10 protein-coding genes are annotated in these 12,587 nt (G+C 74.9%); 1 reads left to right on the forward strand and 9 read right to left on the reverse strand.

Annotated features, from left to right (window positions below):
- Positions 1-38: 38 nt before the first annotated feature.
- Positions 39-2,654 carry a bifunctional diguanylate cyclase/phosphodiesterase gene (locus tag C8054_RS08440; RefSeq protein ID WP_107156186.1) on the reverse strand — a complete coding sequence of 872 codons (2,616 nt, stop codon included), beginning with the start codon at positions 2,652-2,654 and terminating at the stop codon, positions 39-41.
- Positions 2,655-2,806: 152 nt separating this feature from the next.
- Positions 2,807-4,942, reverse strand: a complete 2,136-nt coding sequence (ligA, locus tag C8054_RS08445; protein ID WP_199199610.1) for an NAD-dependent DNA ligase LigA — start codon at positions 4,940-4,942, stop codon at positions 2,807-2,809.
- Between the two features lie 198 nt (positions 4,943-5,140).
- On the opposite strand from ligA, the gene C8054_RS08450 reads away from it, so the two are divergent.
- On the forward strand, positions 5,141-5,650 hold the full coding sequence (locus C8054_RS08450) for a type II toxin-antitoxin system PemK/MazF family toxin (protein ID WP_107156188.1): 510 nt from the start codon (positions 5,141-5,143) through the stop codon (positions 5,648-5,650).
- Between the two features lie 13 nt (positions 5,651-5,663).
- On the opposite strand, the gene C8054_RS08455 is transcribed toward C8054_RS08450, so the two are convergent.
- The 7 genes from C8054_RS08455 to C8054_RS08485 form a co-directional block, all read right to left on the reverse strand.
- Positions 5,664-6,677, reverse strand: coding sequence for an ADP-ribosylglycohydrolase family protein (locus C8054_RS08455; RefSeq protein ID WP_107156189.1), 1,014 nt, complete (start codon positions 6,675-6,677; stop codon positions 5,664-5,666).
- Positions 6,678-6,703: 26 nt separating this feature from the next.
- Positions 6,704-7,072: a VOC family protein gene (locus tag C8054_RS08460; RefSeq protein WP_199199611.1), complete on the reverse strand. Its 369-nt coding sequence runs from the start codon at positions 7,070-7,072 to the stop codon at positions 6,704-6,706.
- Between the two features lie 37 nt (positions 7,073-7,109).
- Positions 7,110-8,114, reverse strand: a complete 1,005-nt coding sequence (locus C8054_RS08465; RefSeq protein WP_107156191.1) for a methionine synthase — start codon at positions 8,112-8,114, stop codon at positions 7,110-7,112.
- A 451-nt stretch (positions 8,115-8,565) separates the two neighbouring features.
- Positions 8,566-9,639, reverse strand: a complete 1,074-nt coding sequence (gene mnmA / locus C8054_RS08470) for a tRNA 2-thiouridine(34) synthase MnmA (RefSeq protein ID WP_107156192.1) — start codon at positions 9,637-9,639, stop codon at positions 8,566-8,568.
- Between the two features lie 37 nt (positions 9,640-9,676).
- A complete protein-coding gene (locus C8054_RS08475) occupies positions 9,677-10,852 on the reverse strand; it encodes a cysteine desulfurase family protein (RefSeq protein WP_107156193.1) in 1,176 nt (391 codons plus the stop codon).
- 100 nt (positions 10,853-10,952) lie between these two features.
- Complete coding sequence (locus C8054_RS08480) at positions 10,953-11,624, reverse strand: class F sortase (protein WP_107156194.1); 672 nt, start codon at positions 11,622-11,624, stop codon at positions 10,953-10,955.
- A complete protein-coding gene (locus tag C8054_RS08485) occupies positions 11,621-12,451 on the reverse strand; it encodes a DUF4397 domain-containing protein (RefSeq protein WP_107156195.1) in 831 nt (276 codons plus the stop codon). The genes C8054_RS08480 and C8054_RS08485 overlap by 4 nt, the downstream gene beginning before the upstream one ends.
- Between the last annotated feature and the right edge of the window lie 136 nt (positions 12,452-12,587).

The raw sequence follows: 12,587 nt of genomic DNA on the forward strand, positions 1-12,587 counted from the left end.
TGACGCGCGGTGACCGGAGCGAGTCTATTGTCCCGCCGTCACGACGACGCCTTCGACTCCCCCTCCGCCGCCGGCCCGCCCCGCCCGTCGCCGTCCACCGCGGTCGGGCGGACCGGGCGGTAGCGCGACAGCCAGGCGATCAGCTCCTCGGCCGGCATCGGCCGGGCGTGGAACCAGCCCTGCGCCACGTCGCAGCCGGCGGCGTGCAGCAGCCGCCAGGTGCGCTCGTCCTCCACGCCCTCGGCGACCACCCGCAGGCCGAGCGCGCCGGCCAGCTCGATCATCGAGCGGACGATCGCCGCGTCGTCCTGGTCGTCGGCCATGCCCAGCACGAACGACCGGTCCACCTTCACCTCGGACAGTGGCAGCCGGCGCAGGTGCTGGAGGGAGGAGTATCCGGTGCCGAAGTCGTCGAGCGCGATCCCGACGCCGATCCGGTGCAGGTGGGTGATGCTGGCCAGCACCCGCCGGGGGTCGGCCATCAGCGCGCCCTCGGTGATCTCCACCTGGAGCCGCTCGGGCGGGACGCCGTACCGGGTGAGCCGGTCGGCGATCTGGTCGGCGATCTCACCGGTGTGCAGGTCCCGGACGCTGACGTTGAGCGCGGCCCGCAACGTGAGCCCGGCCGCGGACCACTTCGCGAGCTGCTCCACCACGTCGTCCACCACCCGGCGGGTGAGCAGCCGCATGACGGCGCTCTGCTCGGCGACCTGGATCAGCTCCCCCGGGTCGACCATGCCCCGGCGCGGGTGCCGCCAACGCAGCAACGCCTCGACGCCGACCACCTCGCCGGTGGCGATGGCAATCTGCGGTTGGTAGTACATGGTGATCTCGCCGGCCTCCGCGGCCGACGCGGCCGTGGTCGCCGCGAGCCGCGCGGCCGGGGCGGCCTCCGCGGCGGGTCCGCCGGGCGGGGCCGACGCGGTCGACACCGCTGGCGCCACCTTCGCCGCCGCCGGTGGGGCTGCCGCCGGTGGGGCTGCCGCGGCCGACGCCGGGTCACCGCCGGAACGAACCGGGTCGGGGACCCGGTCGGCCCGGCGGCGGGTCGGGTCGGCGCCGGTCAGGATCCGCTCGATCAGGTCGTCGGAACGCGCCTCGACACGCTCCCGGCGCCACCGGAGCCGCCGGCGGGCCGGAACGACGCCGGGCCGTTCCGCGCCCCGGCCGTCCGCGTGGACCGGCCGGCCCTCCTGCCCCGACCGGCCCTCACGGGCCGGCCGCGCATCGTGGACCGGGGGCCCGCCGTCCGGCCGACCCGGGTGCGCCGGCCGCGCGACGGGCAGACCCGGCGTCAGCGCCGCGCCGTCCCCGCCGCGCACGCCCACCGGCTCACCGGAGGACGACGGCGAGGACTCCAGCACCCGGCGCAGGTCCGCCAGGAGGCTCAACCGCTCGGCCGAGTTGTGGTCGGACTCCGGCGCGTAGACCGCCACCGTGTCGGTGCGGTGCTTGGCGTCGTACATGGCCACGTCGGCGTGCCGCATCAGGGTGGCGAAGTCCTCGCCGTGCTCGGGAAAGAGCGCGACGCCGATCGAGCCGCCCACGTCCAGCGGCAGCCCGTCCAACGGCACCGGCTCGGCCAGCGCGGCGACCACCCGGTCGGCCCGCTCCCGGGCCTCCTCGACGCCGGTCAGCCCCGGCACGACGATGGCGAACTCGTCGCCGCCGAGCCGCGCCACCATCTCGTGCTCGCCGACCACGTCGATCAGCCGGGCGCTCACCTCGACCAGCAGCCGGTCCCCCACCGCGTGGCCGAGCGCGTCGTTGACGTGCTTGAACCGGTCCAGGTCGAGCAGCAGCAGGGCCAGATGGGCGTTCGGCTCGCCCCGGGCGGCCCGCTCGGCGTGCAGGTGCACCTGCTCGACCACCTCGCTGAGCAACGCCTTGCGGTTGGGCAGCCCGGTCAGCGGGTCGACGTCGGCGAGCTGTTCCCGCTCGGCGGAGAGCCGGGCCATCCGGTAGACCGCGAAGAGTGGCACCAGCACCAGCGGAATCAGCGCCGCGCTGGCCCGCGCGGCGGCCACCAGCACCGGCGCGAGCAGCAGCAGCGAGCCGGTGGAGAGCAGCTCGTAGGCCAGCCCGAGCCGGACGTTGGGCCACCACCGGTCCCCGAAGCGCAGCCGGATGGCGGAGTTGACCAGCCCGTAGTTGACCGCGAACCAGGCCACCGTGGCGCCGCCCACCGCTGCCACGTCCGTCCAGTGCAGCCGGCCGCCGCCGAACAGCTCACCCGCACCGAACCTGGTGACCGCGTACGCGGCGGCCAGCGCGCACGCGTACTGGGCCGCGTTGAAGCCGGTGCGCCAGGCGGCGTACCCGAGGCGCAAGCCGGAGACGGCCACCGCCACGGCCTGCACCGCCACCGCCGGGCCGAGACCCCAGCCGAGCAGGATGGCGAAGGTGAAGCAGGTGGACGGGAAGACCGCCGAGGTCTGCCGCCGGCCGGGCGGGACGAACGGGCGGGCGTCGCAGGCGACGGCGAGCGCCGCCATCGTCCAGAACGCGACCGGCAGCTCGGTCAACCGGCCGGGCAGCGCGGCCAGCGGCCCGACCGAGACGAGCAGGGCGACGACGCCTACCGCACCGACGAAGCCGAAGAACGGCCCGGTCCGCCCCGGCGGGACGGAGTTGCGCGGGTCGTCGGTCGCCATCGCACCTCCCGGGCACGGTCCTGGCGCGCGCCGTCACGCGCCGTACGCCAATGAAACGCCCTACGGACCGCTTTCCCCGACACGACAGTCACGAATCGGTGCTAGTCGTAATTAAGTTGGTATACGCCGCCGGGCGGTCACCCGGGCACCGGTCACTCCTGGACCCGGGCCACCGCCCGGGCCGCCTCCGGACCGGACTCCAGCAGCACCCGGAACCCGTCCTCGTCGAGGATCGGCAGCTTCAGGGTGGCCGCCTTGTCGGCCTTGGTGCCGGGGTTGTCGCCGACCACCACGAAGCCGGTCTTCTTGGAGACCGAGCCGGTCACCTTTCCGCCCCGGCTCTGGATCGCCTCGGCGGCCTCGTCGCGGCTGAACCCGGCAAGCGTGCCGGTGACCACCACGGTGACCCCGTCGAGCGGGCGCGGCCCCTCGTCGGCGGACTCCTCGGCCATGCGGACGCCGGCCGCGGCCCACTTGCGCACCACGTCGCGGTGCCAGTCGACGGCGAACCACTCCTTGAGGCTCGCGGCGATGGTCGGCCCGACGCCGTCCACCGAGGACAGATCCTCCTCGGACGCCTCCTCGATCGCGGTGACGGAACGGAAGTGCCGGGCGAGCGCCTGCGCCGCGGTCGGGCCGACGTGCCGGACGGAGAACGCCACCAGCACCCGCCACAGGTCCCGTTCCTTGGCCTCGGCCAGGTTCTCCAGCAGCTTGGTGGCGTTGGTGCCGAGGCTGCCGTCCTTGTTCACGAAGAACGGCGAGCGGGCGAGCTGCTCGGCGTCGAGCTGGAACAGGTCGCCCTCGTTGGTGATGATCTGCGCGTCCAGCAGCGCCGCCGCGCCCTTCTCGCCGAGCACCTCGATGTCGAGCACCTTGCGGCTGGCCAGGTAGAAGACCCGCTCGCGGATCTGCCCCGGACAGGTGCGCCCGTTGGGGCAGCGGATGTCGACGTCGCTCTCCTTGGCCGGCGCGAGCGGCGTGCCGCAGGCCGGGCAGGTGGTCGGCATGACGAACGGGCGGGCGTCGGGAGGCCGCAGGTCGACCACCGGGCCGAGGATCTCCGGGATGACGTCGCCGGCCTTGCGCAGCACCACCGTGTCCCCGATGAGCACGCCCTTGCGTTCGACCTCGCGGGCGTTGTGCAGGGTGGCCAGCGCGACCGTGGAGCCGGCCACCAGGACCGGCTGGAGCACGGCGAACGGGGTGACCCGGCCGGTGCGCCCGACGTTGACGTCGATGTCGAGCAGCGTGGTGTTGACCTCCTCCGGCGGGTACTTGAAGGCGATCGCCCAGCGCGGCGCGCGGCTGGTCGAGCCGAGGCGACCCTGGATGGAGACCGGGTCGACCTTGACCACCACGCCGTCGATCTCGTGCTCGACGTCGTGCCGGTGCTTGCCGTACCAGGCGATGTATTCCGCCACGCCGGCCAGATCGGCCACCACCTTCCAGCGGTCGCTGGTGGGCAGGCCCCACGCCTTGAGCGCGGCGTACGACTCGGACTGCGCGGACGGCCGGTAGCCCTTGCGGGCGCCGATGCCGTGCACGATCAGGCGCAGCGGCCGGCCGGCGGTGACCCGCGGGTCCTTCTGCCGGAGGCTGCCGGCGGCGGCGTTGCGCGGGTTGGCGAACGGCGCCTTGCCCTGCTCGACCAGGCTCGCGTTGAGGTCGGCGAACCCGGCCACCGGGAAGTAGATCTCGCCGCGCACCTCGATCAGCTCGGGCACGTCGGGGAAGTCGTCGGACGGGGTCAGCCGGGCCGGCACGCCCTTGATGCTGCGGACGTTGGCGGTGACGTCCTCACCGGTGCGGCCGTCGCCGCGGGTGGCCGCCCGGACCAACCGGCCCTTCTCATAGGTCAGGTTGATGGCCAGGCCGTCGACCTTCAGCTCGCAGAGGTAGGGCACCGGGCCGCCGGCGTCGCGCTCGACCCGCTCGGCCCAGGCGGCCAGCTCCTCGTCGGCGAACGCGTTGTCGAGCGAGAGCATCCGCTCGGCGTGCGTGACCGGGGTGAAGTCGGTGGAGAACGTGCCGCCGACCCGCTGGGTGGGCGAGTCGGGGGTGCGCAACGCCGGAAACTCCGCCTCCAGCGCCTCCAGCTCGCGCAGTTGCCTGTCGAACTCGGCGTCGGTGATCGTCGGCGCGTCCAGCACGTAGTAGCGGTACTGGTGCTCGGTGAGCTCCTGGCTCAGCATGGCGTGCCGCTCCCGGGCCTCGGGGGTCGGCTCGACGCCGGCCGCCGCCTTCTGGGCGGCGTCGACCGTCGGGGGAACCGCTTCTTCGGACACGCCGCCACCATCGGACACGCTGTCGACCTCCCGTGCTCGTGCTACCCCCGAACCGTAACGGTCGGCTGTGACAACCGTCCGCCCACCCGCGCTGAACAGGGCGACCCGGCGCCGGGACGACGCGTGTCGCGCCGCGGAGCGGACGGGCCGCAACCGTGCGACGATCGCTGGGCCGAAGCGGACGGAAGGCGGGCACGGATGCGCGACGCGCTGATCTGGGCACTGGTGATCGTGGCCTGTGTGGCGGCGGGCTGGCTGTGGAGCGAGTGGCGCCGCCGCGCCGCCGACGGGCGGAGCAGCCGGCCCGGTGGCGGGCGGGACAACCGACCCGGTGGTGGGCGGGTGGCCGCCCCGCCGAAGCCGCGTGGCGCCGACCGGCCGGCCGGGAACCGGCCACGGCCCGGGGAGATCTGGTGGGCCGACGTGCCGTACGCCGACGGCACCGGTTCGAAGGTGCGCCCCTGCCTGGTGCTGCGCGTCGACGGCCGGGCGGCCGAGGTGCTGAAGATCACCAGCCAGGACAAGTCGGACCGGGACGACCACGTGCGGATCCCGACCCGCACCTGGGACCCGGGCGCGGACCACGACAGCTTCCTCGACGTCAGCGAACCGATCCGCGTGCCGCTCGACGCGTTCGCGGACCGCGCCGGTGACTGCGACCCCGAGGTGTGGCGCGGCGTACGCCGCCTGCCCCACCTCACCGCGTAGCGCGGGACGCCGCTCAGTCCAGCGGGTCGGCCAGGGCGGTGAGCTGGTCCGCGTACTCGATCCGGGCGGACCAGCCGGCCGGCCAGGCGGCCATGCCGTACGCGGCCCCGAGGAACGCCCCGGCCAGCGCGGCGATGGAGTCCGAGTCGCCGGCGGTGGTGGCGCCCCGGGCCAGCGCGGCGACCGGTTCGTCCGGGTGCCGCAGCGCGCAGAGCAGCGCGGTCGCGAGCGCCTCCTCCGCGATCCACCCCTCGCCGGTGAGCCGACACGGGTCGCCGCCGTCGTCGGGGCGGGCCAGTGCCGCCTCCAGCCGGCCGAGCACGCGCAGGCAGTCGTCCCAGCCGCGGGCGATGAACTCCGCCGGGTCGGCGACGCCCGGACGCTGCCACAGGTCGCCGAGCCACTCGCCCCGGTAGACCGTGCGCTGCTCGCGGGCCCGCTCGGTGAGCAGGCCGGGCAGCGCCGGCAGCGCCGCGCCGTCGCGCAGCAGCCGGACCGCGTACGCGGTCAGCTCGCTGGCCGCCAGCCCGGTCGGGTGCCCGTGGGTGAGACCGGCCTGGAGTTGGGCCAGCCCGGCCAGCGTGTCGAGGTCGACGTCGAGCAGCCCGACCGGGGTGACCCGCATGTTCGCGCCACAGCCCTTCGAACCGGCGACAGTGGCCTGTTGCCAGCGGGTGCCCCGGCTCAGCTCGGCGCAGGCCCGCAGGCAGGTCATGCCCGGCGCGCGGTTGTTCTCCGGGCTGGCCGCCCAGTCGAGGAAGCGCTGCCGCAGCAGCGGCTCCACCGCCTCCGCCGTGTACGCGGGCGCGTCGTGCAACGCCCACGCCACGGCCAGCGCCATCTGGGTGTCGTCGGTGACCAGTGCCGGGTCACCTTCCAGCTCGCGGGGACCGGCCGGGCCGTAGCGCCGGACGATCTCGGTGACGGTGAGGAACTCGGTCGGCTTGCCGAGGGCGTCGCCGTAGGCCAGGCCGAAGAGCGAGCCGGCGGCGCGTCGGTCGGTGGAGGCGGTCACGGTGGTGATCATGCACCGACCGCGCAAGCCCTGCGCGGTCAGTCCCAGCAGAGGCAGAACGGGTGGCCGGCCGGGTCGGCGTAGACCCGGAAACCCTCCCCCTCGCCGGGCAGCCGCCGGGCGCCGAGGGCCAGCGCCGCCTTCTCGGCCGCCTCGATGTCGTCCACCGTCAGGTCCAGGTGGAACTGCTGCGGACGCTCCGGGTCGGGCCAGTCGGGTGCCCGCAGGTCGAGCGCCTTCTGGAAGGCGAGCCGCGGCTGGTGCCCGGGCGGGCCGCCGAGGACCACCCAGTCGTCGCCGTCGGAATTGTCCTCGATCAGCGGGAGGCCGAGCAGTTCCGCGTAGAAGCCGGCCAGCGCACGCGGGTCGGGACAGTCGATCACGGTGGAACGCAGTCGTCCGATCATGCCGGCCATCCTGCCCCCGGCGTACGACAGGAAAACGTCACTCCTCGGCGAGCCGCCGGCCGGCGTCGCGACAGGCGGCCAGCACGGCCCGCGCGTACGCCGGGGTGGCGCCGGCCAGCCCGCACGCGGGCGTGACCACCACCTGTTCGGCCAGCCGCCGGCGGGGGAAGCCGAGCTGGTCCCAGAGCCGGCGGACCCGGTCGGCGACCTCGGCGGACGTGGGCGTGCGGCCGGACGACGGCGGCAGTGTCGGCGCGGCGCCGGCCAGCAGCCCGAACCCGGCGTCGAGCGCCTCGCCGAGCGGGTCCAGGTCGCTGACCAGGGACAGGTCGAGGGCGACGCCGACCGCGCCGACGGAACGGATCAGCTCCAGCGGCACGTCCGGTGCGCAGCAGTGCACCAGCGTGGGGACGCCGGCCGCGTCGAGCACGCCGCGCAGCAGCGCGCGGGCCACCTCGGCCTCCATCGGCCGGTGGGTGCCGAGGCCGCTCTCGGTGGGCACCCGCCCGGCCAGCACCGCCGGCAGGGACGGCTCGTCGAGCTGGAGCAGCACCGTCGCGCGGGGCAGCCGTCGGCGCACCGCCGCCAGGTGGCCGCGCAGCCCCTCGCCCAGCGAGCCGGCGAGGTCCCGCACCGCGCCCGGGTCGCGCAGCACCCGGCCGCCGAGCGGCAGCTCCAGCGTGGCGGCCAGGGTGAACGGGCCGGCGGCCTGGACCTTGACCGGGCCGGCGTACTCCTCGGCCTGCTCGGCGAGCTGGTCGAGGTCACGTTCCATCAGGTCACGGGCGCGGCGCAGGTCCCGCCCGGGGCGCAGGGCGATCCGCCAGCGGGCCGCGTACAGCTCGACCGGAAGCTCGACGAGCAGCCCGGCGGTGCGGCCCACGAGATCCGCGCCGGGGCCCCGGGCGGGCAGCTCCGGCAGATGCGGCAACGCGGGCAGCTCGCCGAGCACGATCCGCTGCGCCTCGGCGATGTCGGTGCCGGGCAGCGAACCGATTCCGGTCGCCGCCCCGGCCGGCCAGGGCCACTGCTGATCAGTCACCGCCGAAGCCTATCGACTGGGCCGCCCCCCGGCGGACAGCGCGGGCCGTGGCCGGGCCACGGCAGCGGCCGGAGGCGCACAGCCGGGGCGAGTCGGGGGGCGGGCGCGGATGGCCGCCGGAGCGTCCGGCGGTCGCTGAGCGACGAAGTGACTACAAACTTGATGGCACAGATGGGTCACCGCGTCGGACAGCGACCGAACCGCGTCATCGAAGAGTCGGGCCGAGGGCGGGTCGGGGGCGACTCATCCGTGCCATCAAGTTTGCAGGGGTGGCAGCAGGGCTCCGCGCCGGCTTCGTCGGTGCCGGGTGATCCGCCTGGCCAACTGGTGATCCGCCTGGGCAACGGCATCGCGTCGCCGGAGGTTGCAGCCCACCGGGTGGACAGCCCCGCCAGCAGGGCAGTTCGTCACAAGGACAGCTCGCTGCGACGGGCAGCCGGGCGGCGATCTGTCAGGTGGTGATGGTGGCGGAGCCGAGGACCACGTCGCCGGCCGGGTCCGGCCGGTAGGCCACGATCGCCTGGCCGGCGGCGACCCCGCGCAGCGGTCGGCGCAGCGCGGCGTGCAGGCCGTCGGCGTCGACCGAGACGGCGGCCGGGACCACGTCGCCGTGCGCCCGGAGCTGCACCTCGCACTCGACCGGCCCGTCCGGGCGCGGGCCACCGGTCCAGACCGGGCGGACGGCGCGCACCGCGGAAACCTCCAGCGCCTCGGCCGGGCCGACCGTCACCGTGTTGGTCGTCGGGGTGATGGAGAGCACGTAGCGGGGTCGGCCGTCCGGCGCTGGGCGGTCCAGGTGCAGCCCGCGTCGCTGCCCGACGGTGTACTGGTAGGCGCCGCTGTGGTTGCCGACGACCGCGCCGGTGAGCGCGTCCACCACCTGGCCCGGGGCCTCGCCGAGCCGCTCGGCCAGGAAACCGCGGGTGTCGCCGTCGGCGATGAAGCAGATGTCGTGCGAGTCCGGCTTGTCGGCCACGGCGAGGCCGCGCCGGGCGGCCTCCGCGCGCACCTCGGCCTTGGTCGAGTCACCGAGCGGGAAGACCGACCGGTCGAGCTGCGCGCGGGTCAGCACCGCGAGGACGTACGACTGGTCCTTGGCCGCGTCGACGCTGCGCCGCAGCAGGCCGTCCGGGCCGAGCCGGGCGTGGTGGCCGGTCACCACGGCGTCGAAACCCAGGGCCACGGCCCGGTCCAGCACCGCGGCGAACTTGATCTTCTCGTTGCAACGCAGGCACGGGTTCGGGGTACGGCCGGCCGCGTACTCGGCGACGAAATCGTCGACCACGTCGTCGTGGAAGCGGTCCGCCATGTCCCACACGTAGAACGGAATGCCCAGCACGTCGGCGGCCCGCCGGGCGTCCCGGGAGTCCTCCAGGGTGCAGCAGCCCCGGGCGCCGGTGCGGTAGGTCTGCGGGTTGCGGGCCAGCGCCAGGTGCACGCCGGTCACGTCGTGCCCCGCCTCCACCGCACGCGCCGCCGCCACGGCGGAGTCCACCCCGCCCGACATCGCCGCCAGAACCCTCACCGGCCCACTCCCCTCGTCCGTACCGAGGGTATCCGGGTCAGCGTGGGGTACGGAGGGCGGCCGCGCGCCGGGCCCGCTCGACGGCGGCCGGCAACGCGGCGATGAGCGTGTCCACGTCCGCGCCGCTGCTGGTGTGACCGAGCGTGAAACGCAACGAGGAGCGGGCCCGGTCGTCGTCGGCGCCCATGGCCAGCAACACGTGCGAGGGCTGGGCCACGCCGGCCGAGCAGGCCGACCCGGTCGAGCAGGCGATGCCCTGGGCGTCGAGGAGCAGCAGCAGCGCGTCCCCCTCACAGCCGGGGAAGGAGAAGTGCGCGTTGCCGGGAAGGCGGTCCGCGGGGTCGCCGTTGAAGACCACCTCGGGCACCGCCCGGCGGACCCGCTCGACCAGTTCGTCGCGGAGTGCGGCGACCCGGGCCGCGTACTCCTGCTGGCCCTTCACCGCGGCCTCGACGGCGACCGCGAACGCGACGATGCCGGCCGTGTCCAGCGTCCCGGAGCGGACGTCGCGCTCCTGGCCACCACCGTGCAGCAGCGGGACGGCGGCGACGTCGCGGGCCAGCAGCAGCGCGCCGACGCCGGCCGGGCCGCCGAGCTTGTGCCCGGTCACGGTCAGCGCGGACACCCCGCTCGCGGCGAAGTCGACGGGCACCTGACCGACCGCCTGGATCGCGTCGGTGTGGAACGGCACGCCGTGCTCGGCGGCGACGGCGGCCAGCCCGGCCACCGGCTGGACGGTGCCGACCTCGTTGTTGGCCCACATCGACGTGACCACCGCCACCCGGCCGCCGTGCTCGGTCAGCTCGGCGCGGAGCCGTTCCGGGTCGAGTCGGCCGGTCGCGTCGACCGGCAGCCAGCCGGCCTCCGCGCCCTCGTGCCCGACGAGCCAGTCCACCGCGTCCAGCACGGCGTGGTGCTCGACCGCGCTGGAGACCACCCGGACCCGCTCGGGCCGGGCGTCGTGGCGGGCCCAGAAGATGCCCTTCACGGCGAGGTTGTCGCTCTCCGTGCCACCGCCGGTGAAGATCACCTCGGAGGGGCGGGCACCGAGCGCGGCGGCCACCCGCTCGCGGGACTCCTCCACCCGTCGCCGGGCACGGCGGCCGGCCGCGTGCAGCGACGACGCGTTGCCCACCTCGCGGGCGGTGGCGACGTACGCCTCGAGTGCCTCGTCGAGCATCGGGGTCGTCGCCGCGTGATCCAGGTATGCCATCACCGTTCAGCCTAACGGCCGGTGGGCGGGCCACCACTGGCCGGACCGCCCGTCCCGTGCGGAGGCGGGACGGGCGGTCCGGACGCTCATGCGGGGCCGCTCACGCGGGAACCGCGGTGACGACGATGTTGTCGCGGTAGTGCCGGGTCTTCGGGTCGAACGGGCCGCCGCAGGTGATCAACGTGAGTCGCGGGCTGCCGTCGCGGGCGAAGTACCGCTCCAGCGGGATCTTCGTCTTGGTGTACTCCTCCCGGGCCACCACCCGGTAGCGACGGTCCTTCCCGTCCGCGCCGGTCGCGGTGAAGGTGTCCCCCCGGTCCAGCTCCCGGAGCCGGAAGAACGCCCCCTTGCCCTGCTCGGCGCTGTCCACGTGCCCGGCGATGACCACCGAGCCGGCGTCGGCCTCCAGCCCCGGGCCGTAGCGGTACCAGCCGACCTGGTCCACGCTGGGCGGCACCTCGAACTCGTTGGTGCGCTCGTTGATTCCGACCGGGTTGACCGAGGCGGTGACCTTGATCGGCGGGATGCTCAGCCGTACCGGTGGCACGGCCTTGCCGTCCGCCGGCAGCGTGCCGGCGTTCACCGGCACCGACGCGTCCCCGGTCGGTGTCGCCGCCGGCGTCGCGCTCGGGGTGGCGCTGGCCAGGGCCGCCGCCTCGTCGGCGCCGACGTCCTCGGCGGGCTGCGACCCGCACGCCACCAGCGTCGCCACGGTGAGCGCGGCGACGCCGGCGGCCATCGCCGCCAGCGCCCCGCGGTTGCGCACCGTCACCGGCGACCGGCCCGGGCGGTGGCCACCCGCGCGCCGCCGCCGACCAGGAGCAGCACGCCGGCGCCGGCCAGCACGTACCACCAGGTGTCCACGCCGGTGCCGGCCTGGCCGCCGGTGCCGCTGGGCACGCCGCCCGGCGCCGAGTGCAGGCCGCTGATGGTCTGCGCGACCAGGTCGAGGTTCTTGGCCTCGGCGGAGCCGATCGCGTAGACGATGGTGGCGGTGCCCTCCTTCAGGTTCAGGTCGGCCGGGCCGATGGCGACGGTGTCGGTGCCGGCGAGCACCACGTCCGCCTTGACGGTGCCGGCAGCCACGTCGGCCTTGGCCTCCTTCGGGTTGGTCAGCCCCTCGAAGACCGGCTTGCCGCCGGCCCGCACGTCCACGGCCGGCGCGGCGGCGGTGTGCCGGACGATCAGCCGGGCCTTGCCGGCGCCCACCTTGGACACGTCGTTGACGAACGGGGTGATCTGCGGCTTGCCGTCGGCGCTCAGGTGGGCGGCGAGGCTGATGTTCGCCCCGCCCGGCACCTCGGCGTCGTCGACCTTCAGGATGGCCTTGTCGACCGCCTCACCGGGCTTGGTCAGGGCGATGTCGTACTCACCCTCGGGCAGGGTGAGCGGGCCGGCCACGTCGCCGGGCTTGAAGTTGTCGAGCGTCTTCTTGCCGTTGACGTAGACGTCGACCGGGGTGTCCGGGATGCCGTGGACCACGGAGACCTTCGACGAGGCGGCGTAGGCCGGGCTCATGGTGGCGGCGCCGACGCCGGCGAAGGTGAGGGCGGCCACCGCGCCGCCCGCGGCGACCCGACGGAACATGGCGTGCTGCATTTGAGTGCCTCCTGGTGGTTGGTGCTGATTCGTCAGGCCTGGCTTGCAGAACGGGTTACGCCGGCCCCGCCGTTCCCGGATGCGCGCCGGATCCGTTTTCTTTTTCCGGCCGCGGGCGCATCCGTCGGGGCCCTCG

It is taken from the genome of Micromonospora sp. RP3T (assembly GCF_003027925.1).
In the GTDB taxonomy this organism is placed as follows: Bacteria; Actinomycetota; Actinomycetes; order Mycobacteriales; family Micromonosporaceae; genus Micromonospora.